At 71.0% G+C, this 25675-nt stretch carries 18 protein-coding genes; 7 read left to right on the top strand and 11 right to left on the bottom strand.

What is annotated here, in order from left to right; translation table 11 throughout:
• Nucleotides 1-14: 14 nt before the first annotated feature.
• Nucleotides 15-440 (top strand): OsmC family protein, encoded by a 426-nt coding sequence (locus ACFYZ3_RS14275; protein WP_115745177.1) that lies wholly within the window; start codon nt 15-17, stop codon nt 438-440.
• A 44-nt stretch (nt 441-484) separates the two neighbouring features.
• On the opposite strand, the gene narI is transcribed toward ACFYZ3_RS14275, so the two are convergent.
• From narI to ACFYZ3_RS14245, 6 genes are all read right to left on the bottom strand, one after another.
• Nucleotides 485-1207, bottom strand: coding sequence for a respiratory nitrate reductase subunit gamma (gene narI, locus ACFYZ3_RS14270; RefSeq protein WP_361005212.1), 723 nt, complete (start codon nt 1205-1207; stop codon nt 485-487).
• Complete coding sequence (narJ, locus tag ACFYZ3_RS14265; RefSeq protein WP_361005209.1) at nt 1204-1698, bottom strand: nitrate reductase molybdenum cofactor assembly chaperone; 495 nt, start codon at nt 1696-1698, stop codon at nt 1204-1206. Before narJ ends, narI begins: the two co-directional genes overlap by 4 nt.
• A gap of 4 nt (nt 1699-1702) precedes the next feature.
• Nucleotides 1703-3298 carry a nitrate reductase subunit beta gene (gene narH / locus ACFYZ3_RS14260; RefSeq protein ID WP_388516550.1) on the bottom strand — a complete coding sequence of 532 codons (1596 nt, stop codon included), beginning with the start codon at nt 3296-3298 and terminating at the stop codon, nt 1703-1705.
• A complete protein-coding gene (locus ACFYZ3_RS14255; RefSeq protein ID WP_388516547.1) occupies nt 3298-6993 on the bottom strand; it encodes a nitrate reductase subunit alpha in 3696 nt (1231 codons plus the stop codon). Before ACFYZ3_RS14255 ends, narH begins: the two co-directional genes overlap by 1 nt.
• 129 nt (nt 6994-7122) lie before the next feature.
• Complete coding sequence (locus ACFYZ3_RS14250) at nt 7123-7938, bottom strand: SAM-dependent methyltransferase (protein WP_388516545.1); 816 nt, start codon at nt 7936-7938, stop codon at nt 7123-7125.
• Nucleotides 7939-7981: 43 nt separating this feature from the next.
• Entirely contained in the window at nt 7982-8845 is an 864-nt protein-coding gene (locus ACFYZ3_RS14245) for a helix-turn-helix domain-containing protein (protein WP_388516543.1), read from the bottom strand.
• Nucleotides 8846-9073: 228 nt separating this feature from the next.
• Here ACFYZ3_RS14245 and ACFYZ3_RS14240 point away from each other — a divergent pair, with 228 nt between their 5' ends.
• Nucleotides 9074-9499 (top strand): hypothetical protein, encoded by a 426-nt coding sequence (locus ACFYZ3_RS14240; protein ID WP_388516540.1) that lies wholly within the window; start codon nt 9074-9076, stop codon nt 9497-9499.
• Here ACFYZ3_RS14240 and ACFYZ3_RS14235 read toward each other — a convergent pair.
• Nucleotides 9481-10299 carry a helix-turn-helix domain-containing protein gene (locus tag ACFYZ3_RS14235; protein WP_388516537.1) on the bottom strand — a complete coding sequence of 273 codons (819 nt, stop codon included), beginning with the start codon at nt 10297-10299 and terminating at the stop codon, nt 9481-9483. The two genes, ACFYZ3_RS14240 and ACFYZ3_RS14235, sit on opposite strands and share 19 nt — an antisense overlap.
• An 89-nt stretch (nt 10300-10388) precedes the next feature.
• On the opposite strand from ACFYZ3_RS14235, the gene ACFYZ3_RS14230 reads away from it, so the two are divergent.
• The 3 genes from ACFYZ3_RS14230 to ACFYZ3_RS14220 all read left to right on the top strand — a co-directional run bounded on the left by ACFYZ3_RS14230 (nt 10389) and on the right by ACFYZ3_RS14220 (nt 13411).
• Nucleotides 10389-10694: a 4a-hydroxytetrahydrobiopterin dehydratase gene (locus ACFYZ3_RS14230; RefSeq protein ID WP_388516534.1), complete on the top strand. Its 306-nt coding sequence runs from the start codon at nt 10389-10391 to the stop codon at nt 10692-10694.
• Between the two features lie 4 nt (nt 10695-10698).
• Nucleotides 10699-11439, top strand: coding sequence for a class I SAM-dependent methyltransferase (locus ACFYZ3_RS14225; RefSeq protein WP_388516532.1), 741 nt, complete (start codon nt 10699-10701; stop codon nt 11437-11439).
• Between the two features lie 76 nt (nt 11440-11515).
• Nucleotides 11516-13411: a rhamnogalacturonan lyase gene (locus ACFYZ3_RS14220; protein WP_388516529.1), complete on the top strand. Its 1896-nt coding sequence runs from the start codon at nt 11516-11518 to the stop codon at nt 13409-13411.
• A gap of 54 nt (nt 13412-13465) precedes the next feature.
• Here the strand turns inward: ACFYZ3_RS14220 and ACFYZ3_RS14215 are convergent, their stop codons facing one another.
• Both ACFYZ3_RS14215 and ACFYZ3_RS14210 read right to left on the bottom strand, forming a co-directional pair.
• Nucleotides 13466-16132 carry a cellulose binding domain-containing protein gene (locus tag ACFYZ3_RS14215; protein WP_388516526.1) on the bottom strand — a complete coding sequence of 889 codons (2667 nt, stop codon included), beginning with the start codon at nt 16130-16132 and terminating at the stop codon, nt 13466-13468.
• 250 nt (nt 16133-16382) lie between these two features.
• Nucleotides 16383-19304, bottom strand: coding sequence for a glycoside hydrolase family 48 protein (locus ACFYZ3_RS14210; protein ID WP_388516523.1), 2922 nt, complete (start codon nt 19302-19304; stop codon nt 16383-16385).
• 520 nt (nt 19305-19824) lie between these two features.
• Here ACFYZ3_RS14210 and ACFYZ3_RS14205 point away from each other — a divergent pair.
• On the top strand, nt 19825-21564 hold the full coding sequence (locus ACFYZ3_RS14205) for a cellulose 1,4-beta-cellobiosidase (RefSeq protein WP_388516520.1): 1740 nt from the start codon (nt 19825-19827) through the stop codon (nt 21562-21564).
• Nucleotides 21565-21724: 160 nt separating this feature from the next.
• On the top strand, nt 21725-22675 hold the full coding sequence (locus tag ACFYZ3_RS14200; RefSeq protein ID WP_388516518.1) for a class I SAM-dependent methyltransferase: 951 nt from the start codon (nt 21725-21727) through the stop codon (nt 22673-22675).
• A 61-nt stretch (nt 22676-22736) separates the two neighbouring features.
• Here the strand turns inward: ACFYZ3_RS14200 and ACFYZ3_RS14195 are convergent, their stop codons facing one another.
• On the bottom strand, nt 22737-23570 hold the full coding sequence (locus tag ACFYZ3_RS14195; RefSeq protein WP_388516515.1) for an aldo/keto reductase: 834 nt from the start codon (nt 23568-23570) through the stop codon (nt 22737-22739).
• A gap of 83 nt (nt 23571-23653) precedes the next feature.
• Nucleotides 23654-25480, bottom strand: a complete 1827-nt coding sequence (locus ACFYZ3_RS14190) for an AMP-dependent synthetase/ligase (RefSeq protein WP_388516512.1) — start codon at nt 25478-25480, stop codon at nt 23654-23656.
• Nucleotides 25481-25675: the final 195 nt, after the last annotated feature.

Raw genomic sequence — 25675 nt, 5'->3', positions numbered from 1 at the left:
CGAGAGGAACCGCCGTGGCAACCACGCGCTCCGCACACACCGTCTGGGAAGGCAACCTGCTCGAGGGCAACGGTGTCGTCACCTTCGACTCGTCCGGCATCGGCGAGCAGCCGGTGTCGTGGCCGTCGCGCGCCGAGAAGGCCAACGGGAAGACCAGCCCCGAAGAGCTGATCGCCGCCGCCCACTCCAGCTGCTTCTCCATGGCGCTGTCGAACGGCCTGGCCGGCGCCGGCACCCCGCCCACCAAGCTCACCACCTCCGCCGACGTCACCTTCCAGCCCGGCGAGGGCATCACCGGCATCCACCTCACCGTGGAGGGCACCGTCCCCGGCCTCGACAACGACGCGTTCGTCGCCGCCGCCGAGGACGCCAAGAAGAACTGCCCGGTCAGCCAGGCCCTGACCGGCACGACCATCACCCTGTCGGCCAAGCTGGCCTAGTCGGACGGTCGGACGGTCGGACGGTCGGACAGTCGGACAGGGCCCTAGGAGCCCGCGCGCTCCCAGCCCCGCCGGTCCGGGCGCGGCCCCAGCTGCCTGGGGTCGCGCGACCGGTAGACGACGTACGGCCGGGTCAGGTACTGCAGCGGCGCGCTGAACATGTGCACCAGACGGGTGTAGGGCACCAGGGCGATCAGCACCATCCCGACCACCGCGTGCACGTGGTACAGCACCGGCACGCCCGCCATCAGCTCCGTCTTCGGGTTCAGGGTGAACAGGCTGCGCGCCCACGGGGCGATGGTGCTGCGGTAGTCGTAGCCGTTGCCGGAGGTGTCGGAGAGCTTGGCGATCATGCCGAGGAGCAGGGCGCCGAGCAGGAAGACGTACATGAGCTTGTCGTTGGCCGTGGTGGCCCGGAAGACCGGCGCGTTGGTGCGGCGCCGGTAGATCAGGATGCCGATCCCGGCGACCGCGAGGACCCCGGAGACCGTGCCGCCGTAGAGCGAGAACAGGTGGTACGCGTGCTCGCTGATGCCGATCGACTGCGTCCAGGACGCCGGGACGAACAGGCCGATCAGATGGCCGGCGAGCACGAACAGGATGCCGTAGTGGAAGACCGGTGAGGCGATGTTCAGCAGCTTGGACTCGTAGACCTGCGAGGAGCGGGTCGTCCAGCCGAAGCGGTCGTAGCGGTGCCGCCAGACGAGGCCCGCGATCAACAGCGCGAAGGCGGCGTAGGGCAGCACGCCCCACAGGAAGACGTTCATCGGCGGGCTCCGGTGGGTGCGGGCGGCAGGGTGGCGCACACGGCGTCCAGGACGCACGCGTAGGGCGTGCCGAAGGCGGTGAGCCGGGCGCGCAGCTGGTCCAGGGCGTCGCGGTGCTCGGTGAGCATCCCCATGTCCCCGGTGCGGGAGACGAACTCCAGGACCGCGGGCAGGAAGTCCGGCAGCTCCTCGCCGGTGAACTCCAGGCCGTGCCTGCGGTACAGCTCCTTGAAGCGGACCAGGGACATCCCGCGGTTGCGGGTGTCGCCGTCGGTCCACCAGCTCAGGTACAGGCTGTGCCGGTTCTTGAAGTCGAAGACCTCGACGTAGTGCGCCTGGAGTTCACTCTGTCCGGTCGCCGCCGCGTGGTCGGTGAAGCCGCGCAGTTGCGGCGCCGCCTCGCGCAGCAGCGGCAGCCGGGCACGGAAGTCGTCGTCGGGATAGGTCAGACAGAGCGCCGCCGCCTGGTAAAGGACCTCGAAGCCGGGCATCGGATCAGACCTCCCTCTCGTCGTCCGCGGTCTGCCGCCTGCGCAGGATGTGGAAGTTCTCCACCGGCACCAGCGGCAGCCGCTTGCGTCCCGAGTCCTGGCCGAACGGCCCGTCGCCGCCCATGCCGGGGCCGCCGTCGGTGTCCAGGCTGCACGTGTCCGGCAGGGCGGACGCCTCCAGCCGGTGCGCGTCCCCGACGGCCGCCGTCGGAATCACGTACCGCTCCTCGTACTTGGCGATCGCCAGCAGCCGGTACATCTCCTCGACCTCCTCGGGGCGCATGCCGACGCCCGCGCAGACGGCCGGGTCGGGGTCCTCGCCGAGGTTGACCGACCGCATGTGGGCGCGCATCGCCGCGAGTTTCTCCAGCGACGCCCGCACCGGCCCGGTGTCTCCCGCGGTGAACAGCTCGGCCAGGTACTCCAGCGGAATGCGCAGCGTGTCGATGGCGCCGAACAGGTTGTCGGCGTCCTCGCCGTCGTGCCCGGTCTCCGTCAGCGCGTCCACGACCGGCGACAGGGGAGGGATGTACCAGACCATCGGCATCGTCCGGTACTCCGGATGCAGGGGCAGCGCGACCCGGTACCTGCTGACCAGCGCGTGCACGGGGGAGCGGCGGGCCGCCTCGATCCAGTCGAACGGGATCCCCGCCTCCTCGGCGGCCCGCCGCACCGCGGGGTCCTCCGGGTCGAGAAAGACGCCCAGCTGCGCCTCGTACAGGTCGTGTTCGTCCGGTGTCTCGGCGGCCTCGGTCACCTTGTCGGCGTCGTAGAGGACCACGCCCAGGTACCGGAGCCGCCCCACACAGGTCTCCGAGCAGACGGTGGGCTGGCCGACCTCGATGCGCGGGTAGCAGAAGGTGCACTTCTCCGCCTTGCCGGTGCGGTGGTTGAAGTACACCTTCTTGTACGGGCATCCGGTCACGCACATCCGCCAGCCCCGGCAGCGGTCCTGGTCGACCAGGACGATGCCGTCCTCCGCGCGCTTGTACATCGCCCCGGACGGGCACGACGCCACGCACGACGGGTTCAGGCAGTGCTCGCAGATGCGCGGCAGGTAGAACATGAACGTCTCTTCGTACGCGAACCGCACCTTCTCCGAGGCCTGCTGCCGGGTGCGTTCCACCATCGGGTCCAGGTCGCCGTAGGCGGGGGCGCCGCCCAGGCTGTCGTCCCAGTTGGAGGACCAGCCGATCTTCATCGGTTTTCCGTCGAGCTGCGAGACCGGGCGCGCGACGGGGTAGTCGGTGCCGAGCGGGGCGTCGGTGAGGTTCTTGTAGTCGTAGGTCCAGGGCTCGTAGTAGTCCTTGATCTCCGGGAGCCTGGGGTTGGAGAAGATCCCGGCGAGCTTCTTGAACCGGCCGCCCGCCTTCAGGCGCAGTGCGCCGCGCCGGTTCAGCTCCCAGCCGCCCTGCCACTTCTCCTGGTCCTCGTAGCGGCGCGGGTAGCCCTGTCCCGGGCGGGTCTCGACGTTGTTGAACCAGACGTACTCCATGCCCCGCCGGTTGGTCCACGCCTGCTTGCAGGTGACCGAACAGGTGTGGCAGCCAATGCACTTGTCCAGGTTCATGACCATCGCGACCTGGGCCATCGGACGCATCAGTACTCGACCTCCTGGGAGCGGCGCCGGATCACCGTCACCTCGTCGCGCTGGTTGCCCGTCGGGCCCAGATAGTTGAACGCCCAGGACAACTGGGCGTAGCCGCCGATGAGATGGGTCGGTTTGAGCAGCAGCCGGGTGAGTGAGTTGTGGACGCCGCCGCGCTTGCCGGTCGTCTCGGCGAGGGGCACGTTGACCGTGCGTTCCTGGGCGTGGTGCATGAAGACCGTGCCCGGTGGCATGCGGTGCGAGACGATCGCGCGGGCCACGACCACGCCGTTGCGGTTGACCGCCTCGATCCAGTCGTCGTCGGCGACCCCGATCGCCGCCGCGTCCTCGGCGGACATCCAGATGGTCTGGCCGCCCCGGGACAGCGCCAGCATGAACAGGTTGTCCTGGTATTCGGAGTGGATCGACCACTTGTTGTGCGGGGTGAGGTAGCGGACCGTCACCTCGCGGTGCCCGTCGGGGCCGAGTCGCGGTTCGCCGAACAGCCGGTGCATGTCCAGCGGCGGCCGGTACACGGGCAGTGCCTCGCCCAGCTCGTGCATCCAGTCGTGGTCGACGAAGAAGTGCTGCCGGCCGGTGAGGGTGTGCCAGGGCTTGAGGTGCTCGGTGTTGAGCGTGAACGCCGTGTAGCGCCGCCCGCCCGCCTCGCTGCCCGACCACTCCGGCGAGGTGATCACCGGCACCGGCGCCGCCTGGGTGTCGGCGTAGGTGATGCGCTTGCCCTCGTGCTCGGCGGCCAGGTGGGCCATCTCCTGCCCGGTCTTCTCCTCCAGGGTGTGGAAGCCCTGGGTGGCCAGGCGGCCGTTGGTGGTGCCGGACAGGGACAGGATGGTGTTGGCCGCCTTCACCGCCGTGTCCAGCGCCGGACGTCCGTCGGCCGGGCCGCCCCGCACCGTGCCGTTGAGGTCCCGCAGCCGCGCCACCTCCTCGTCCGGCCTCAGCGTGATGCCCTTGGCGGGCAGCCCCTGGGTCTCCACCAGCGGACCCAGCGCAGCGAACTTCGCGCCGACCGCCGTGTAGTCGCGCTCCACGACGACGAGGTTCGGCATGGTCTTGCCGGGCTCCGGCTCGCACTCCCCGCGCCGCCAGTCCCGCACGACACCGCCCGGCTGGGCGATCTCGCCCGGGGTGTCGTGCTGGAGGGGCGCCGCCACCAGGTCCTTGCGCACCCCGAGGTGGTCCTCGGCCAGCTCGCTCAGCTTCTCCGCGAGGAGCTTGAAGGTGTCGAAGTCGGTGCGCGCCTGCCAGGGCGGGCTCACCGCCGGGGAGAAGGCGTGCACGTAGGGGTGCATGTCCGTGCTGGACAGGTCGTGCTTCTCGTACCAGGTCGCGGCGGGCAGCACCACGTCGGACAGCAGCGTGGACGAGGTGTGCCGGAAGTCCAGCGAAAGGAGCAGGTCGACCTTCCCCTCGGGCGCCTCCTCGTGCCAGACCACGTCCCGGGGCCGCTCGCCGGGCGCGGCCTCCTCGGCCCGCAGCGAGGACTGGGTGCCCAGCAGGTGCTTGGTGAAGTACTCGGCGCCCTTGCCGGACGAACCGAGCAGGTTGGCCCGCCACAGGGTCACGATCCGCGGCCAGTTCTCCGGCGCGTCCGGGTCCTCGCCCGCGAACTTGAGTGTTCCCGCCCGCAGTTCGGCCACCGCGTTCGCCACCGGGTCGCCGAAGGTCTCGCCCAGCTCCAGCGGGTTGCGGTCGAAGGTCGGGTACGAGGGCATCCAGCCCGTGCGCGCCGACAGGGCGAGACAGTCCGCGCCCGCCATCCCGGCCAGCCGCCCCTCGCCCAGCGGCGAGGCGAGGACGTCGGCGCGGAAGCGGTCGTAGCGCCACTGGTCGGTGTGCAGGTACCAGTACCCGGTGCCGATCGCCTGGCGCGGCGGGCGCGACCAGTCCGACGCGGCTGCCAGCGACGCCCAGCCGGTCACCGGACGGCACTTCTCCTGGCCCACGTAGTGCGCCCAGCCGCCGCCGTTGCGGCCCTGGCAGCCGGTGAGCTGGAGCAGGGCGAGGAAGCCCCGGTAGATCGTCTCGGAGTGGAACCAGTGGTTGGTGCCCGCACCCATCAGGATCATGCAGCGGCCCTTGGATCGTTCGGCGGTGCGCGCGAACTCCCGGGCGATGCGCACACAGGCCGCCGCCGGGACCGAGGTGTGCGTCTCCTGCCAGGCCGGGGTGGCGGGCGCGTCGGCGTCCTCGTACGACGCCGGCCAGTGGCCCGGCAGGTCCGGCCGGGCCACGCCGTACTGGGCCAGCATCAGGTCGAAGACCGTCGTCACCAGCGGCCCGGTCGCCCCGCCGAGACGCGTCGCCGGCACCCCGCGGCGCAGGACGTCGCCGCGTCCCTGCCCGTGGGTGCCCCCCTCGGTGTCGAAGCGGGGGAGGAGCACTTCCACACCCGAGGCCATCTCGTGGCCGTGCAGGCTCAGCCGGGGGTGTACGTCGCCCAGGTCCAGGTTCCACTTCCCCCGGTCGGCGTCGTTCCAGCGGAAGCCGAGCGAGCCGTTCGGGACGACCGCCCGGCCCGTCGCCTCGTCCAGCACGACCGTCTTCCAGCGGGCGTCGTCACCGCCCTGCCCGAGGTCGGCGGCGCGCAGGAACTTGTCCGGCACGTACGCCCCGTCCCGCTCGGTCAGCGTCACCAGGAACGGCAGGTCGGTGAAGCGCCGTACGTAGTCGTCGAAGAACGGGGTCTCGCGGTCGACGAAGAACTCCTTGAGCACCACGTGCCCCATCGCCATCGCCAGCGCGGCGTCCGTCCCGGGGTGCGGGTGCAGCCACTGGTCGGCGAACTTGGTGTTGTCGGCGTAGTCGGGCGAGACCACGACCACCTTCTGGCCCCGGTAGCGGGCCTCCGCCATCCAGTGCGCGTCCGGCGTGCGGGTCACCGGCACGTTCGTACCCCACATGATCAGGTACGCCGCGTCCCACCAGTCGCCCGACTCCGGCACGTCCGTCTGGTCGCCGAAGACCTGCGGGGACGCCACGGGCAGGTCGGCGTACCAGTCGTAGAACGACAGCATCGGGGCGCCGATCAGCGAGTGGAAGCGGGCGCCCGCCGCGTGCGACACCATCGACATGGCGGGAATGGGGGAGAAACCCGCGATGCGGTCGGGGCCCTGGGTGCGGATGGTGTGCACATGCGCGGCGGCGACCATCTCGACCGCCTCGTCCCAGCTCGCCCGGACCAGCCCGCCCTTGCCGCGCGCCCGCTGGTAGCGGGTGCGGCGCTCCGGGTCGCCCTGGATGTCGGCCCAGGCCAGCACGGGATCCTTCAGCCGAGCCTTCGCCTCGCGGTACATCGTCAGCAGTACCCCGCGCACGTACGGGTAGCGCACCCGGGTGGGGGAGTACGTGTACCAGGAGAACGCCGCGCCCCGGGGGCAGCCGCGCGGCTCGTACTCGGGACGGTCGGGGCCGACCGACGGATAGTCCGTGGCCTGGGTCTCCCAGGTGATGATGCCGTCCTTGACGTACACGTTCCACCGGCACGAGCCCGTGCAGTTCACGCCGTGCGTCGACGTCACGACCTTGTCGTGGCTCCAGCGGTCCCGGTAGAAGGCGTCCGACTCCCGCCCGCCGACCAGCCCGATGCTGTGCAGGTCGGGTGCGGCGGTGCCCGGCCGGAAGAACCGTCCCGCGCGCAGCAGCGCCGCGCCCGGCTCGGTGGGCGGTGTCCGCGTGTCGGTCACGTGCGCTCCCTTGCTCACCCGGTCCCGGGTGCTCGCCAGGCCCTGGTTCACGAACCTAGGGCCGGGCGCGGGAGCGCACCTGTTCGCGGCGCCCGTACGGGTCAGCGGGCGGGTCGCCGGACGTCCGGGTCAGGGCTTGCGGGCCACCCCCGCGTACACCGGCACGATGCCCTCCGTCTGGGCCGCCACGTCCTCCGGGTCCGGCCGCCAGCCGGTGACCGGGATGATGCCGGGGCCCAGCAGTTCCAGGCCGTCGAAGAAGCGCGCGAACTCGGTGAGGGAGCGCGGGTGGAAGGGCGTGCCGCCGCGGGCGAACAACTCCGCGGCCTTCCCCACCGCCTCCGGGTTCAGATCGGGCGTGACCTGCGAGAGGACCAGGTGGCTGCCCGGTGCGAGCACGTCCTTGTACCGCTTGAGCAGGCCGTGCACGTCGTCGCCGTCGGCCGCGTCGCCGAGGTAGTGGGTCAGGGCCACCAGCGACAGGGCGACGGGCCGACCGAAGTCCAGGGACTCGCCCGCCAGCCGCAGGATCGTCTCGGGATCCCGGACGTCCGCGTGGACGTACTCGGTGGCGCCCTCCGCAGAGCCGTGCAGCAGCGCCTCGGCGTGCCTGAGGACGATCGGGTCGTTGTCGGCGTACACGATCCGTGCCTCGGGGGCCACCGCCTGGGCCACCTGGTGCAGGTTCGGCTCGGTGGGGATGCCGGTGCCGATGTCCAGGAACTGCCGGATCCCCGCCTCGGCGAGGGTACGCACCGCCCGGTGCATGAACCGGCGGTTCGCGCGCGCCCCGCGCACCGCCGTGCTGTCCGCCGCGAGGATCCTGCGGGCCAGCTCCTCGTCCACCGGGTAGTTGTCCTTGCCGCCCAGCCACCAGTCGTAGACCCGGGCCGGGTGCGGCCTGCTGGTGTCGAGGGGCGCGGAGGCGGGCTCGGGTCCGGTCATGCGGTGTCGTCTCCTCAGGGGCCGGGTGGCGGGTCGTCGCCGGTCAGAAGTTCTCGCGGTACTCGCGCAGGATCTTCTCGGTGCGCTGGGTCGACGCGGCGCGCGCCGTCATGTGGTCCAGGACCTCCAGGTGCGCCGAGACCTCGGTGCGGGAGTCCAGGTACAGGGCGCCCGTCAGGTACTCGGTGAAGACCATGTCGGGCAGCTCCGGCTCGGCGAAGCGGAACAGGGTGAACGGCGCGTACGTCCCGGGGTGCGGCCCGTCCTCGAACTCGGCGACCTGGAGCGTCACCCGGTCCCGGGTCGCGAACTCCAGCAGCTTGTCGAGCTGCTCGCGCATCACCCGGCCGTGGATGCTCACCGGTCGCCTCAGCACCGTCTCGTCCATCACCACCCACAGGTGGGGCGGGTCCGGGCGGTCGAGGAGCCGCTGCCGCTCCATGCGCAGGGCCACGTGCCGCTCCACCGCGTCCGCGCCCGCGTTGCCGATCGTCCCGGCCTCCAGGACCGAGCGCGCGTAGTCCTCGGTCTGGAGCAGCCCGGGGACGAAGTGCGGCTCGTAGGACCGGACGATCCGCGCGGCGCCCTCCAGGCTCACGTACAGGCTGAACCAGTCCGGCAGCACGTCGTGGTACCGCTGCCACCAGCCCGGCTGGTTCGCCTCCTCGGCGAGCGCGACGAACGCCGCGACCTCGTCACCGGCGACTCCGTACGCCGTCAGCAGTATCTGGACATACGGTATTTTCAGCGACACCTCGGCCATTTCCATGCGCCGCACCGTCGCCGGGGCCACGCGGAGCACCTTGGCGGCCTCCTCGCGCTTGAGTCCCGCCGTCTCCCGCAGTTCCTGCAGCCGTCTGCCGAGGACCACCTGGCCCACGGTGGGTGCGGCCCGTCGCTCGCTCACGCCACGCCTCCCCAACGCGCCCAAGTCTCATCGCAGTCTGTCATGTTCCTCTGTCAGTCTCACAGGGGTGTTCGTCGATCTTTCTCGGACCGGGCGCATTACCCCGCGGGTAATCGACCGAGCCCTTCCGGGGCGGGATCGTGGAGCCACCGGGTTCCGGTCCGGCGCACTCCGGTCCGGGATCCGGCCCGGCCCCAGCATCTCCGACCCGACGGAGGGTGACTCGTCATGTCCACGCACCAGCTTGCCGCACTCGCCCGTACGGCCGAACCGCGGCTGATGCTCCGCCGCTTCCTGGCCCTCGACGCGGCGGTGACCGGCGCCAACGCGCTCGCCTACCTCGCACTGTCCGGCCCGCTCGGCCGCTACCTCGGCGCCGATTCCGGTCTGCTCCTCGCGCTCGGGGCCTTCCTCGCGGTGTACGCCGGGTGCGTGGGCCTGCTGGCCGCCCGCCCCCGGCCCCCGGCGCTCGCCGTCCGGGCCGTCGTCGAGGCCAACCTCGCCTGGGCGGCCGTCAGCTTCGCCGCCCTCGCGCTGTGGCTCACGCCCACCACGGCCGGGGCGGTGTGGACGGTGCTCCAGGCCTTCGTCGTCGCCGCGTTCGCACTGCTTCAGCACGGGGCGCTGAGGCAGGATCAGGGCAGCAGCGTCTGAAGGTACTTGACCGTCGCCGGGTCGGCCGGGAGCAGCGTCTCGATGGCCAGCTCGGCGACCGTCACGTCCATCGGGGTGTTGAAGGTGGAGATGGACGAGATGAACGACAGGACGTGTCCCTCGTGCTCGATCTGCATCGGCAGCGCGAAGTACGGCACCGGTTCGTCCGGCTCGGCGCCCGGCGCGCTCTCCGGCACCGGATAGGCGGCCACCTCGTCGTACAGCTCCCGCAGCGGTCGCGAGCGGTGCAGGGCGATCTGCCGCTCCATCTGCTCCAGCAGGTGCCCGCGCCACTCGCGCAGGTTGCGGATGCGCGGTGCCAGGCCGTCCGGGTGCAGCGTCAGCCGGATGGCGTTCAGCGGCGGCGTCAGCAGGTGCTCCGCCACGCCGTCCATCAGCATCGCGATACCCCGGTTGGCCGCCAGCACCTGGTACGTCGCGTCGACGACCAGCGCCGGATACGGCTCGTAGCCCCGGATCAGCCGCTCCATGCCCTCGCGCAGGGCGCCGAGCGCGGGGTCGTCCAGCGGGGTCTCCGGATAGTGCGGGGCGTAACCGGCCGCGAGCAGCAGCGCGTTGCGCTCGCGCACCGGGACGTCGAGGTGCTCGGCGAGGCGCAGCACCATCTCCTCGCTCGGCCGGGAACGGCCCGTCTCGACGAAACTGATGTGCCGGGCGGAGGAATCGGCGCGCAGCGCCAGCTCCAGCTGGCTGACCCGCCGCCGCTCCCGCCAGGCGCGCAGCATCGGGCCCACGCCCCGGTCGGTGGCGGGGGAGGTGCCGGACACGAGTGCGGTCATACCCGGAACGGTAGTCGACGCCGGGGTGCGCCGGAGTGCCCGTGCTGTGGCAGGCTGAGGCGAACCCGCCCAGGAGAGGAGCGCAGCCCATGCCCGTCGAACCGCTGTCGCCGCAGGAGGTCGAGGAGCGGCTGGCCACACTGCCCGGCTGGTCCCTCGACGCCGGCCGTCTCACCCGCTCCTACCGGCTCGGCTCACACTTCGCGGCGGCCGCGATGGTCGTCCACGTCGCCCAGGTGCAGGAGGAGCTCGACCACCACTCCGACCTGACCCTCGGCTACAACACGGTCGCCCTCGCGGTGCACACCCACAGCGCGGGCGGGGCCGTCACCGAGAAGGACGTCGAGCTCGCCCGCAGGGTGGAGGACCTGGCCGCCGGTCACGGGGCACACTGACGGTGTGCTCGACTACGACAAGGAAGCGGAACGGTACGACGACTCCCGCGGCGGCGAGCCCCGGGCCGCGGCCGCCGCGGAGGGCGTGCTGAGCCTGGTGCCGAGGCAGGCCCGCAGGCTGCTCGACGTGGCCTGCGGCACCGGCATCGTCACCCGGCGGATCGCGGCCGGCCGCGACGGCCTGCGGGTGACCGGCGTCGACCTCGCCCCCGCCATGGCCCACCGCGCCGCCGCCCGGCTGCCCGGCGCCGTCGTCCTCGCCGACAGCCGCCGACTGCCCTTTTCCGAGGGGGAGTTCGACGCCGTCACCAGCGTGTGGCTGCTGCACCTCGCCGGCGGCGCCGAGAACGTGCGGGCGATCGTCGCCGAATGCGCCCGCGTGCTGCGACCCGGCGGTACCTATGTGACCACCGTCGACAAGGGCGCCTCGCACAACGTGGGCAGCGACATCGACGCCGTGCTCGCCGCCCGGCCGCCCGGCATCGCGCACGACACCGCCCACCTGGTCGAGGCCTACGCCCGCGAGTACGGCCTGGTTCCCGCCGGCGGGGCCCGCTTCACCGGCCACGGCCAGGGCCGCAGCCCCCGCCGGACCGTCGCCGACCTGCGGCGCGGCTGGTTCGTCACGCTGCCGCCGGACGAGCCGCTCGCGGAGGAGTTCGCCGCACGCCTGGCCGCCCTGCCGGACCAGGACCGGCCCCGGCCCGACCCGGTCTTCACCCTGGCGGCGTTCAGGAAGTCGTAGGTGAAGGGCGGCAACCCGGCCGCCCCGGGCGGCGACTGAGAGGCGGAATCCATTCGCCCTCCAGGAGGTTCGTCCCGTGAGGCACCCCCACACCCGCCCCCACGCCCCCCACACGCACCGCAGACGCCCGCTCGCCCTGGCCGCGGCCCTCGCCGCCGCCGGGCTGGTCGGCGCCGGGCTGACGACGCTCGCGCCCGACACCGCCGAGGCCGCCACGGCCCGCCAGGTCGAAGCCCTGGACCGGGGCGTCGTCAGCGTCCACACCGGCGACGGGAACCTGGTCAGCTGGCGCTGGCTGGGCACCGACCCGGACAACGTCGCGTTCAACGTCTACCGGGCCGGTACGAAGGTCAACTCCAGCCCCGTCACCGGCTCCACCACCTACTTCCACTCCGGCGCGCCCTCCCACGCCGACTACACCGTCCGCGCGGTCGTGAACGGCACGGAGCAGGGCGACTCCGTCCACGCGATCCAGTTCCGCGCCGGGTACAAGGACGTACCGATCAGCCCGCCGTCCGGCGGCACCACCCCCGACGGCGTCTCCTACACCTACGAGGCCAACGACGCCTCCGTCGGCGACCTCGACGGCGACGGCGCGCTCGACATCGTCCTCAAGTGGCAGCCGACCAACGCCAAGGACAACTCCCAGTCCGGCTACACCGGCAACACGATCGTCGACGGCATCAAGCTCGACGGCACCCGCCTGTGGCGCGTCGACCTGGGCCGCAACATCCGCTCCGGCGCCCACTACACCCAGTTCCAGGTGTACGACTACGACGGCGACGGCAAGGCCGAGGTCGCCATGAAGACCGCCGACGGCACCAAGGACGGCACCGGCGCGGTCATCGGCAACTCCTCGGCCGACTACCGGAATTCCAGCGGCTACATCCTCTCGGGCCCCGAGTACCTCACCATGTTCAACGGCGGGACCGGCAAGGCGATGGGCACCGTCGACTACGTCCCGGCCCGCGGCTCGGTCTCCTCCTGGGGCGACTCCTACGGCAACCGCGTCGACCGCTTCCTGGCCGGCACGGCGTACCTGGACGGCTCCCGCCCCTCCGTGGTCATGGCGCGCGGCTACTACACGCGTACGGTGATCGCGGCCTGGGACTGGCGGAACGGGCAGTTCACCCGCCGCTGGACCTTCGACACCAACTCCTCCACCAACAGCGGCAAGGGCTACGACGGCCAGGGCAACCACCAGCTCTCCGTCGCGGACGTCGACGGCGACGGCCGGGACGAGATCGTCTACGGTGCGATGGCCGTCGACGACAACGGCTACGCCCTGTGGACCACCAGGAACGGCCACGGCGACGCCATGCACGTCGGCGACCTGGACCCGTCCCGCGCGGGCCTGGAGGAGTTCAAGGTCGACGAGGACGGCTCGAAGCCCTCGTCGTACATGGCGGACGCGCGCACGGGCCAGATCCTCTGGTCCACCGACGCGAGCGGCGACAACGGCCGCGGTGTCTCCGGGGACGTCTGGCCGGGCAGTGCGGGCGCCGAGTCCTGGTCGTCCGCCGAGAGCGGCATCCGCAACCCCAAGGGCACCGTCGTGAACGGCCGCAAGCCCTCCAGCGCCAACTTCCTGTCCTGGTGGGACGGCGACACCGTCCGCGAACTCCTCGACGGCACCCGCATAGACAAGTACGGCACCTCGGGCGACACCCGCCTGCTCACCGGCTCCGGCGTCGCCTCCAACAACGGCACCAAGGCCACCCCGGTCCTGGCCGGCGACATCCTCGGCGACTGGCGCGAGGAGGTCGTCTGGCGCACGTCGAACAACACGGCCCTGCGCATCTACTCCACCCCCTACGACACGGACACCCGCATCACGACCCTCCTCCACGACACCCAGTACCGCACCGCCCTGGCGTGGCAGAACACCGCCTACAACCAGCCGCCGCACCCGAGCTTCTTCCTCGGCAACGGCATGGCCACGGCGCCGCGGCCGTCGGTCTACACCCCCTGAACGACGGTGGGGCGTGCACCCCGGACTTCCCGGCGTGCACGCCCCACCCCTGGCTCAGCCGACCTCGCAGCTCCGCTCGCCCAGCGTGAACGAAGCCGGTTCCGCGTTGGCCCCCGACCAGTTGCCCGTGAAGCCGAAGCTCACCGAGGCGCCCGGCGCCACACCGGTGTTCCAGCCGACGTTCTTCGCCGTGACCGTCGTACCCGACTGGGTGTGCTCGGCGTTCCACATCTGGGTGACCCGCTGGTCGCTGGAGAAGGACCAGCCGAGGGACCAGCCGTTCCAGGCCGAGGTGCCGGTGTTGGTGAGCTTGACGTCGGCCTGGAAGCCGCCCGACCACTGGTTGGTGACGGTGTACGTCACCTCGCAGGCGCCGGTGGGCGTGGGGTCGGGGCCGGGACCCGGATCCGTGCCCCCGCCCGTGTCCGAGGTGTCGCCGTAGATCACGCCCCGGCCGTTGGTCGCCACGTACACCCGGCCGTACACCCGTGGGTCGCCGGTGACGGCGGCGCCGGTCCAGCCCCACTGGTGGGCGTCGTCGTTGACGCGGGTCCAGGTCGCGCCCGCGTCGGTGGAACGGAAGATGCCGCGGACGCCGCCGATCTCCGCGCTGGTGAAGAGGGTCTGGTAGGAGGCGCCCGGCGCCGCCTTGCCGAAGCCCACGGTGTCCGCCGCGTCGACGTTCGCCAGCTTGGCGAAGCTCGCGCCGCCGTCCGTCGAGTGCCACAGTCCGTACGGACCGTCCGCCGCCCCACCGGCCAGCCAGACGTCGCCCTCCCCGCCCGGCAGCGCCTTGAAGCGGACGCTGTCACCGGCGGGCAGCCCGGTGGCCGCCGAGGCGGTGAAGGTCGCGCCGCCGTCCGAACTGACGTAGAACTTCCCGGACTTGAAGCCGTAGAAGGTCGCGGGGTTCACCCGGTCCGACTCGACGATCGCGCCCGCCGGGAGGCCGGTCGACGCCTGCCAGGACGTACCGAAGCCGGTCGTGTACTGCACGCCGGTGCCCTCCGGGCTCCACACGAAGCGGCTGCCGTCCGCGCCCGCCGCGACCGTGCCCCCGCCGCTCACCCCGGAGGGGTCGGTGCCGCCGAACCAGTTGGCGCCGTTGTCCGTGGAGAACGCGATGTGCGGACCGGAGTCGAGATTGCCCGCCCGGACGACGACGTCCGGCTTGGTCTCCGCGAAGTCCAGGCTCGTCGTCGTGGTGAAGTTCGGCGAGGTGTACATCATCGACGGGACCTCGGTCAGGCTGGTGTGCCGGAAGCCGCCGACGTCACCCAGGGCGCTGAGCAGCGGGGCACCCGACGGGGGAGAGGCCAGGTCGTTGACGGCCGTCTCCTCCAGGCCCCGCACCATCGGCTCGATGGCGAACGTGCCGCCCTCGTCGTCCCAGTTCGTCAGGTTCTCCGTGCCGTAGATCGTGGCGCCCGTGCCGTACATCATCCGGTCCGAGTCGAACGGGTCGATCTCCAGAGCCTCCGTCATCCAGCCCAGCTTCGGGGTCTGCTCGGGCGGCGCCGGGTTCGCGCCCCAGGTGAGCCACGGGGACGAGGACACGTCCATCGTGTAGCGGTTCTCGCGGTTCGGGTACGAGGTGTAGCTCCACGCCTGGGACCACGTCGCGCCGCTGTCCGTCGAGCGGAAGATCTGCGTGTCCGGCCACCACGAGCTGTACGCGGTCGCCATCACCGTCCCCGGGTGCTGCCGGTCGACGGTCAGGCCGCTGAAGCCGTAGTACGTGTCCGCCTCCGCGGCCGGGCTGATGTCCGTCCAGGTTCCGGTCGTCGTCGCGTACCGGTACAGCCGGCCCTTGCCGCCGTCGTACGGGCCTCCCGTGTCGCTGTAGGCGAGGTACAGGTAGCCGTTCTCCGCGTCCAGCACGCCCTTGTGGGCCAGGTAGCCCGTGGGCTGCCCGGCGAGCCGCTCCCAGGTGGCGCCCGCGTCCGTCGAGCGGTAGACCGCGTTCTCCTTGTCGGCGACCCCGACGTAGATCGTCCGCGTCGCCGGGTCCGTGCCGCCGCCGGTGGACTCGTCGAAGGTGACCCAGGTGATGCCCTGGTTGTCGGAGGCGTAGCCGGACGTGTCGCTCGGGTCCTGGGCGTAGTTGCCGGGGTTCGGGAAGGCCGTCACCTCGGACCAGGTGACGCCCGCGTCGGTGGACCGCCACAGTCCGTGGCCGCTGGGAGCGCCCAGGTACAGCACGTCGTTGTCGTGCGGATCGACGGCCAGGCGCTCGCCCATGCCGCGGCCCGGCATGTTGCCGCCCAGCTTGAACGGCAGGTCCGTCTTCTCCCAGCTCGCACCCCGGTCGGCGGAGCGCAGCACCGCGCCGTTCGTCGGGTCCCAGTCATTGGTGTACGTGCCGACCGCCGCGTAGACCCGGTCGGGATCGACGGCGTCGGAGGCGACACTGACCACTCCCGTGTGACCCCAGTCGTCCCAGCCGACGTGGTCCAGGAGCGGCGTCCACGTGTGGGACGACTCCTGCCAGCGGTAGGCGCCGCCGATGTCGGTGCGGGCGTAGGCCAGGTCCTTCTCCGCCCGGTTGAAGACGATGCCGGGGACGAAGCCGCCGCCGTCGATGCGGGCGTTCTTCCAGGTGTAGCTGTCGGCGGCGATCGCCGCCTTCGGGGTCTCCGCGGCCAGCGCGCCGGGCGGGCTGCCCGCGAGCAGGCCGGCCGCGAGGGCCAGCAGCACGGTGAGGATCCGGGTTCTTCGCACGGTGGGGAACCGTCCTTCCGTCAGGAACAGAACACATGCGAGGACCGGGCGGCCCCGGCGTGGTCGGGGCCGCCCGGTCAGGTGGTCTCGTCGTCCGGTGACAAGACCGTGCACACGGAGCCGTCAAGCGCACCGAGGAAGAAGCGGTGCCCCCAGCGCCCCTGAAAGGGGCGCGGGGAACTGCGCGACCAGCCACACACGGCCCGCAGCCGAAATCGAACCGCCCAACCCGCGGAGCGCTCCGCGGGGGCTATTCCAGTAGCTCCGCGTACGAACCCATGGCGAGGGCTATGTCCGCCTGGGCCCAGAACCGGTGGTACGTGAACGTGGGCGCGGCGCCGCCCTGGAGATAGCTCTCGATCTTCGACCACGCCGGGTCGTCCTGGTAGAAGGAGCGGATCGAGGCGAAGGTCGACGACGCGTCGACCGTGTCGCCGTTCGGCATGGTGCCGCTCCAGCCGCTCGGGACGTAGATCCCGTCGTCGAACCGGTTGTAGTCGGCGCGGGTCTCCGGGACGGCGATGCCGAGCGCGTCCTGGTTGTTCTCCCACATGCCGTCGAGCAGCGCCTTGGCGGTCGAGGCCGCCTCCGTGTCGCCCGAGCGGTCGGCGTAGTACGTCAGGGTCTTGGCGTACGCCGCCGCCACACCGACGTCGTTGGTGTAGTCCGCGACCGTGACGTGCAGGTCGCCGTTGTCGCCCGGGGACGCGGCGTTCCAGGTGTCGGGCTGCCCCGACCACTGGAGCGTCGAGGGGATCCGGAAGGTGCCGTCCGGGTTCACCGTCGTCTCCGACAGTGCCCAGTCGACCCACTTGTCCAGGACCGCCTTGGCGTCGGCGTCACCGCTCTGCTGGTAGTACTCGGCGACCCGCTCCATGGACCACGCCTGGAAGCCGAACCACTGGTTGGACGGCGGGTCGTGGTACACCGGCTTCTCGTCGTAGTACATGCCGTAGAAGGTCGGTGTACCGGCCGGCGGCGTCGCGTAGCGGCCCGCCCAGCTGTTGGTCGCGCCGCCCGCGATGGCACCCTCGTCGGACTGCAGCCAGCGGTAGAACTCCACCTGGCGGTCCAGGGACTTGGCCCAGTCGGACTGGCCGGTCGCCGACTTCGGCTTCAGGTCGGCGTCCGTGCTCAGCGCGTACGCGGCCAGCGGATTCTGGTAGCCGCCGTGGGTGTGGCTGGAGCCGATGCGCCAGGCCCAGCCCGCCGAGGTGTCCACCGCGCCGCCCCAGGCGTAGTACCAGGACAGCAGGTAGTGCGAGGAGTCCTTGCCGGTGCCCGCCGGGCAGGCCGACGGCCCGACGCAGTTGCCGACCTTCTTGAAGTACTTGTCGAACATGGCGTAGCGCAGGTAGTCGCCCATCTTCGCGGCCTTGTCCAGGGTCGCGGAGATCTCGTCGCTCTTGCCCTGCTCCCCGGCCCAGATGTCCGCCCAGTAGGCGGCCTGCACGGCACGCGCGTCGGCGTCCGGGGCGTTGGTGAACTTCCACTGCTTGGCGTAGGAAGCGTCACCGGTGAACAGGTCCAGGTAGCCGTTCTTGCCGCCGTACTTGAAGGCGTCGCAGGTGGGCTGCGGCACCGTCTCCCACACCGACTCCTGCGCGCCGCGCTGGAAGGTGTTGATGTAGGACGGGCCGGTGTCCGAGGGGCCCGCCTCGCACTTGCCGGGCGAGTTGCCGTAGCCGTAGGTGTTGTCGACGTCCTGGAGCCAGTGCATGCCGTACACGTCGTCCGTGCCGTACGCCGACTTCAGCTCACCGGCGATCGGGTCCGCGCCCACCGACACGGTGCCGTCCAGCGGCGCCGGGTACTCGTTCGGCGTGTCCAGCTCGGGCGCGTAGGTCGCCGGCTTCGAGGCGTTGTAGGAGGAGTTCGTCGGCTGGTCGGCGTGGGTGGGGATCATGTACGTCTCCATGATCTCCCAGGCGTTGTTGAACTTCGTCCAGTCGCCGGTCACCTTGCCGTACATGGCCTGGAGCCACAGCAGGTAGCTGTACGCCTCCGAGGTGGTCTCGTGGCCGTGGTCCGGTGCCTCGACGATGAGGGTCTCCACCGAGTGGTAGGGGATGCCCTCGGGCGAGAAGTAGCCGTTCGCCGGGTCGGTTATCTTGCCGTACAGCTCGAGGAAGCGGGCGTCGTAGTCCTTCGCCGCCGCCAGTTCGGTCACGGTGACCGTGGCCTTGCCGTGGCCCGGGGCCGTCGACTCGAAGACCGCCGAGCCGCTGCCGGAGGCGTCCGCCGAGACGGTCACCCGCTGGGCGGTGTCCCAGTTGGACGGGGTGAAGGTGAGGCTCGCGCCGCCGGTGAGCGTCAGGCCCGTGTTGCCGCTCGCACGAGTGGTCGTGACGGTCACCTCCGCCGTCGGCTGCTCCGAGAGCTTGACCTCGTAGGTCCCCGACTCGCCCTGCTGTACGCCCAGTTGGCTCGGTGACGCGACCACGGTCGGTCCCGCGGCCACCGTGACGCCGACCGGGGTCGAGTCCGCGGAGGCACCCATGCTGTCGTAGGCCTTCGCCACCAGGGAATGACTGCCCACGGTCAAGCCAGAGGCGGAGTACGTGTAGGGCGAGCTGGTGTCGGTGCCCAGCAGGGTGGCGTCGTCGTAGAACTCCACCTTGCTGATCGTGGCGCCGTCGGCGGCGGCTGCCGTGGCCGCCAGCGGCACCGCCTCGCCCCGCGAGTAGACGGCGCCCGCTTCCGGGCTGGTCAGCACGGTGATCGGCGGCTGGTGGGCGCCGGTGCAGGAGGTGCCGTTGACCGCGAAGTCGGCCGGCGCGGCGTTGCTGCCGCTGTACGTGAACTGTCCGCCGGTGGAGACGGCGGCCCCGGCGGCGATCCGCGCGTTGTACGACGCGTTCTTCACGGTGACGTTCTGACCGGACTGCGACCAGGTGCCGTTCCAGCCGTTCGTGAGCTTCTGGTTGCCCGCGTAGGAGTAGGTCAGCGTCCAGCCGTCGATGGCGTCGGTGCCGTGGTTGGTCAGCGTCAGCTCCGCGGTGAAGCCGGCGCCCCAGTCGTTGGTCTTGTAGTCCACGCTGCACTGAAGTGCGGCCGCCTGGGCCGGAGTCGAACCTGTGCCCAGCATCGTGAGAGGGAGTGCGAGCGCCGCGAGCGCGGCGGTCCACCAGCGCCGCGCGGTGCGGCGTCTGGGTCTGTGTCCTGAGTGCATGGTGCTGGTTCCTCCTTGCGGCTCGGGGAGGGGGTGGGGGAGGAGCAACAAGCCTTGAACCAGTGGGAGCGCTCCCATAGTGGAGAGGGTGCCTGGTGCGGTCAAGATGTGTGAACAGTCGAAAAGATTCGACAGGTCCGACGGGGAGAAAGTCGGTAACTCCTCTGTTCTTTGCCGTCACTTGGCGCTACCTTCGCTGCACCAGTGGGAGCGGTTCCACCAGTCGACGCGTCCGTCACGACGCGCCCGAACTGCAAGGAGTCGCTCATGCGCCACCCCCCGCTCCACCCCCCGCGTTCAGGACTTTTAGCCGTTGCCGCAGCCGTGGCCGCTACGTGTCCCACGCCTCGCCGGCCCGTGTGCCGGATCGCTCACCCCTCGGGCAGTTCCACCGTGCCCGCGGGCCGTTCCTGACCTCCGATCACGACGGCACCCCCATGCCGATCGGCAGCGGGCCGCACCGGCACGAGCGCGGCCCGGGACGACAGCAGCACCCCCACGAAAGAAGGAACCCGCACTCATGACCCGTACCAGAACCGCGATGCTCGCCGCCCTCACCCTGGTCGCCGGCGCCTCGGGCACGGCACTGGCCGCCCACTCCGCGAGCGCCGGGGCCACGGCCGCCGCCTGCACCGTCGACTACCAGGTGCAGAACGACTGGGGAAGCGGATTCACCGCTGCCGTGACCGTCACCAACAACGGTGCCGCCACGTCCAACTGGTCGCTGGGATGGACCTACGCAGGCAGCCAGAAGGTCACCAACAGCTGGAACGCGAAGGTCACTCAGAGCGGTGCCGCCGTCACCGCGGCCAACGAGTCCTACAACGGCACCCTGTCCACGGGCGGTTCTGCGAGCTTCGGCTTCCAGGGCACCTACAGCGGCAGCAACGCGATCCCGGCCACCTTCACCCTCAACGGCGTGACCTGCAACGTCGACGGCGGAACCGACCCCACGGACCCGCCCACCGATCCGACCGACCCGCCGACCGACCCCACCGGCCCGGGCGACCGGGTGGACAACCCCTATGACGGCGCCCAGGTCTACGTGAACCCCGAGTGGTCCGCCCATGCAGCCGCCGAACCCGGCGGTGACCGCATCGCCGACGAGCCGACCGGGGTGTGGCTCGACCGGATCGCCGCCATCGAGGGCGCGAACGGCGGCATGGGCCTGCGCGACCACCTGGACGCCGCGCTGGAGCAGAAGGGCTCCGGCGAGATGGTCGTCCAGCTCGTCATCTACAACCTGCCGGGACGCGACTGCTCCGCCCTCGCCTCCAACGGCGAGCTGGGCCCGACCGAGATCGACCGGTACAAGACCGAGTACATCGACCCGATCGCCGAGATCCTCTCCGACTCGAAGTACGCGGACCTCCGGATCGTCACCACGGTCGAGATCGACTCGCTGCCCAACCTGATCACCAACGTCTCCGGGCGGCCGACCGCCACGGAGAACTGCGACGTGATGAAGGCCAACGGCAACTACCAGAAGGGCGTCGGCTACGCCCTGAACAAGCTCGGCGACGCCGGCAACGTCTACAACTACGTCGATGCGGGCCACCACGGCTGGCTCGGCTGGGACAGCAACTTCGGCCCCTCCGCCGAGATGTTCAAGACCGCCGCCACCACCGAGGGCGCGACCCTCGACGACGTGCACGGCTTCATCGTCAACACCGCCAACTACAGCGCCCTGAAGGAGGAGAACTTCAAGATCACGGACTCGGTGAACGGGACCTCCGTGCGTCAGTCCGACTGGGTCGACTGGAACCAGTACACCGACGAGCTGTCCTACGCCCAGGCCATGCGCGACAAGCTGGTCTCGCTCGGCTTCGACAGCAACCTCGGCATGCTGATCGACACCTCCCGCAACGGCTGGGGCGGTGCCGACCGGCCCACCGGACCGGGCGCGACGACCGACGTGAACACCTACGTGGACGGCGGGCGCTACGACCGCCGCATCCACCTCGGCAACTGGTGCAACCAGTCCGGAGCCGGCCTCGGTGAGCGCCCGCAGGCCAGCCCCGCCGCCGGAATCGACGCGTACGTGTGGATGAAGCCCCCGGGCGAGTCCGACGGCTCCAGCAAGCTGATCGAGAACCCGGACGGCAAGGGCTTCGACCGGATGTGCGACCCCACCTACACGGGCAACGAGCGCAACGGCAACAACATGTCGGGCGCCCTGCCCGACGCCCCGATCTCCGGGGCCTGGTTCTCCGCGCAGTTCCAGGAGCTGATGAAGAACGCCTATCCGCCCCTGTCGTGAGCGGCTTCCCGCGCGCGCGGCGCGGGTGAGCCGCCGGGGCCCGGTCCTTGCGGGCCGGGCCCCGGTGGCCTCCTCTTTTTTGCGGGAGCGGCAACACCGGTTGCACCGGGCCGGTGAGTCGTCGCACGCTGGCGGCACCGCGAACGGGAGGCTGACCGGCATGGCGCACGACCACCATCACGACGACCATCACCACGACCCGCACGGCACCGCCGACGAACAGGGCCACGGGCACGGTCACACGCAGCACACGCACACGCACGACCACGACGACATCGACTGGTCCGAGATGGCCCCGCACCTCGAGGCGCAGGCCGAGCTGTACACGCCGTTGTACCGGCAGGCCCTGTCCTGGCTGGCCGGGGAGATCACGGAGCCCGGTCTGATCGTCGACGTCGGCAGCGGACCCGGCGTCGTCTCGGCGCTGTTCGCCGACACCTTCCCCGGCGCCCGCGTGGTCGCCGCGGACGGCGCCGGACCGCTCCTGGACCGGGCCCGCGCCCGCGCCGAGCGGCTCGGCTTCGGCGACCGCTTCGGCACCCTCGCCGGGGACCTGCCCGGCGCACTGGCCGAGCTGGACTACCCGGCCGACCTGATGTGGGCCAGCCAGAGCCTGCACCACCTCCCCGATCAGCGAGCCGCCCTCGCCGCTCTCGGCGGGCACCTCGCGCCCGGCGGCACCCTGGCGATCCTGGAGGGCGGACTGCCGGCCCGGTTCCTGCCCCGTGACATCGGGACCGGGCGCCCCGGGCTCCAGGCCAGGATCCGCGCCGTGGAGGAGGACGCGTTCGCCGAGATGCGCGCGGACCTGCCGGACTCCGTGGCCGAGGCCGAGGACTGGCCCGCGATGCTGACGGCCGCCGGACTGAAGCACACCGGCACCCGCAGCTTCCTGCTCGACCTGCCCGCGCCCCTCTCCGACGCGGCCCGTGACTACGTCACCACGTCACTGTCCCGGCTGCGCGAGCGGATCGGCGAGCGTCTCGACGCCGAGGACCGCGCCACCCTGGGCCGGCTGCTCGACCCCGCCGACGAGGCGGGCGTGCACCGGCGCCAGGACCTGTTCGTACTGGTGGCGCACACCGTCTACACGGCGGTGCGCCCGGTCTGAGGCCCGCCCTCGATCGGTGGCCCGGCCGCACGCGCGGCCGGGCCACCGTGTGCGGCACCGCTCAGGAGTTGACGTCCGCCGGGTCCGAGCCCAGCCGCCGGTCCTCGTTGAGCGCGCTGATCGCCGCGAGGTCCTCGGTGTCCAGGGCGAAGCCGAACACGTCGATGTTCTCCTTGATCCGCGACGGCGTCACGGACTTCGGGATCACCACGTTGCCCAGCTGGAGGTGCCAGCGCAGCACGACCTGGGCCGGGGTGCGCCCGTGCTTCTGGGCGATCGCCACGATCGCCGGGATGTCCAGGATGCCCTTGCCGGAGCCGAGCGGGGACCAGGCCTCGGTGGCGATGCCCTGTTCCGCGTGCGCCTCGCGCGCGGCGTGCTGCTGGAGGTGGGGGTGCAGCTCGATCTGGTTGACGGCCGGGATCACCGACGTCTCGGCGGTCAGCCGCTCCAGGTGCTCCGGCAGGAAGTTGGACACGCCGATGGCGCGGACCCGGCCGTCGGCCAGGAGCTTCTCGAACGCCTTGTAGGTGTCGACGTACTTCTCCCTGGCCGGCATGGGCCAGTGGATCAGGTAGAGGTCGAGGTACTCCAGGCCGAGCTTCGCCATCGAGGTGTCGAAGGCGCGGAGGGTGGAGTCGTACCCCTGGTCGCTGTTCCAGAGCTTGGTGGTGACGAAGAGGTCCTCGCGGGCCAGACCGGAGGCGGCGATCGCCCTGCCGGTGCCCTCTTCATTGCCGTAGATCGCCGCTGTGTCGATGCTGCGGTACCCGGCCTCCAGGGCCAGGGCGACGGCGGTCTGCGCCTCGTCGTCCGGCACCTGCCAGACGCCGAAGCCCAGCTGGGGCATCTCGACGCCGTTGTTCAGGATGATCGGGGGGACCTTGCTGCTCACGAGCTCTTGATCCTTCGGTTGTGGTCAGGTGGTACTCATATCGTCAACGATCACGAGCCCGGACGCATTCCTGACCGTGGAACTCACGCTGTGTAAAGGGCCTCGACCTCGGTGCCGTAGGCGTTCTCGATGGCCTTGCGCTTCAGCTTCAGCGAGGGGGTCAGCAGCCCGTGCTCCTCGGTGAACGGCTGGGCGAGGATGCGGAAGGTGCGGATCGACTCGGCCTGGGACACCAGCGTGTTGGCCGCGACGACCGCGCGCCGCACCTCCGTCTCCAGGTCGGCGTCGTGCACCAGGTCGGCCGGGGACATCTGCGGCTTGTTGCGCATCGTCAGCCAGTGCTCGACCGCCTCGGTGTCCAGGGTGATGAGGGCGGCCACGTAGGGGCGGTCGTTGCCGACGACGATGCACTGGTTGACCAGCGGATGGTCGCGCACCCGCTCCTCCAGCAGCCCCGGGGAGACGCTCTTGCCGCCGGAGGTCACCAGGATCTCCTTCTTGCGGCCGGTGATGGTGAGGTAGCCGTCCTCGTCCAGGGCGCCCAGGTCTCCGGTGGCCAGCCAGCCGTCGTGCAGGGTCTCGTCGGTCGCCTTGGGGTTGTTCAGGTAGCCCTCGAAGACGTTGTCGCCGTTGAGCCAGATCTCGCCGTCGTCCGCGATGTGCACGGTCACGCCCGGTACGGGCTGCCCGACGGTGCCGTAGCGGGTGCGCTCGGGCGGGTTGGCGGTGGCGGCCGCCGTGGACTCGGTCAGGCCGTAGCCCTCGTAGATCTGCACGCCCGCGCCCGCGAAGAACAGCCCGAGGCGCCGGTCCATCGCCGAGCCGCCCGACATGGCGTTGCGGATGCGCCCGCCCATCGCGGCCCGCACCTTGGCGTAGACGAGCTTGTCGAAGAGCTGGTGCTGCATGCGCAGACCCGCCGACGGACCGGGGCCGTCGCCCCAGGCCTTCGCCTCCACCGCCTCCGCGTACTTCACGGCCACGTCCACGGCCTTCTCGAAGGGACCGGCCTTCCCCTCCTTCTCGGCCTTGCGCCGCGCCGCGTTGAACACCTTCTCGAAGATGTACGGCACCGCCAGGATGAAGGTCGGCCGGAAGGCGGCCAGATCGGGCAGCAGCGCCGCGGCGTTGAGCTGCGGCTGGTGGCCGAAGCGGACCCGGCCGCGGATCGCCGCGACCTCCACCATCCGCCCGAAGACGTGCGCGAGCGGCAGGAAGAGCAGCGTCGCCGCCTCGTCGCCCCGCTTGGAGTGGAACACCGGCTCCCAGCGCGCGATGACGGTGTCCGCCTCGTACATGAAGTTGCCGTGCGTCAGCACACAGCCCTTGGGGCGGCCGGTCGTGCCCGAGGTGTAGATGACGGTGGCGACCGACTCCGGGGTGACCGCCTTGCGGTGCCGGTGGACCACCTCGTCGTCGAGGTGCGCGCCCGCGTCGTACAGCTCCTGCACGGCGCCGGAGTCCAGTTGCCACAGACCGCGCAGGTGCGGCAGCCGGTCGATGACGGTGGCGATCGTCATGGCGTGGTCCTCGTGCTCCACGACCGCGGCCGTCACCTCGGCGTCGTAGAGCATCCACATGCACTGCTCGGCCGAGGAGGTCGGGTAGATCGGCACCACCTGGGCGCCGATCGTCCACAGGGCGAAGTCGAACAGGGTCCACTCGTAGCGGGTGCGGGACATGATGGCGACCCGGTCGCCGAAACGGATGCCCTGGGCCAGCAGCCCCTTGGCGAGGGCCAGTACCTCGTCGCGGAAGGCACCGGCGGTGACGTCCCGCCACTGCCCGGCCTCGTCCTTGCGGCCGAGTGCGATGTGCCGCGGATCCTCCTCGGCATGCTGGAAGACGACGTCGGCCAGACCGCCCACCGGTGGTGCCAACGTCAACGGAGGACTGGTGAACTCGCGCAAACCCCGCTCCCCGCTTTTCGATCCCCGCTTTTCGATGTCGCCCCCGCACAGCGCGGTGAAAGCTACCCCACCCGGCGCGAGGACGGGAGGGGCGCCAAAATCGAACAGGGCTCATGTTCGCGCTGGTCAGCGAGAGGAAATGCGCTCACATGGGGAGTGGTCGGACAGATTCCTGACGGTTGAGTAAGGTTCGGT

It is taken from the genome of Streptomyces sp. NPDC001599 (genome assembly GCF_042893535.1).
In the GTDB taxonomy this organism is placed as follows: Bacteria; Actinomycetota; Actinomycetes; order Streptomycetales; family Streptomycetaceae; genus Streptomyces.
The sequence above is the reverse complement of the archived record's forward strand: the minus strand, read 5'-3'. Positions and strand labels throughout refer to the sequence as shown.

Bases quoted from the DNA above. Each gene is read 5' to 3' on its own strand.
- narI (WP_361005212.1), bottom strand. From the start codon at position 1,207: ATGAACGTCTTCCTGTGGGGCGTGCTGCCCTACGCCGCCTTCGCGCTG.
- ACFYZ3_RS14240 (WP_388516540.1), top strand. From the start codon at position 9,074: ATGTCCACGCACCAGCTTGCCGCACTCGCCCGTACGGCCGAACCGCGG.
- ACFYZ3_RS14230 (WP_388516534.1), top strand. From the start codon at position 10,389: ATGCCCGTCGAACCGCTGTCGCCGCAGGAGGTCGAGGAGCGGCTGGCC.
- ACFYZ3_RS14200 (WP_388516518.1), top strand. From the start codon at position 21,725: ATGGCGCACGACCACCATCACGACGACCATCACCACGACCCGCACGGC.
- ACFYZ3_RS14250 (WP_388516545.1), bottom strand. From the start codon at position 7,938: ATGACCGGACCCGAGCCCGCCTCCGCGCCCCTCGACACCAGCAGGCCG.
- ACFYZ3_RS14235 (WP_388516537.1), bottom strand. From the start codon at position 10,299: ATGACCGCACTCGTGTCCGGCACCTCCCCCGCCACCGACCGGGGCGTG.
- ACFYZ3_RS14210 (WP_388516523.1), bottom strand. From the start codon at position 19,304: ATGCACTCAGGACACAGACCCAGACGCCGCACCGCGCGGCGCTGGTGG.
- narH (WP_388516550.1), bottom strand. From the start codon at position 3,298: ATGCGTCCGATGGCCCAGGTCGCGATGGTCATGAACCTGGACAAGTGC.
- narJ (WP_361005209.1), bottom strand. From the start codon at position 1,698: ATGCCCGGCTTCGAGGTCCTTTACCAGGCGGCGGCGCTCTGTCTGACC.
- ACFYZ3_RS14205 (WP_388516520.1), top strand. From the start codon at position 19,825: ATGACCCGTACCAGAACCGCGATGCTCGCCGCCCTCACCCTGGTCGCC.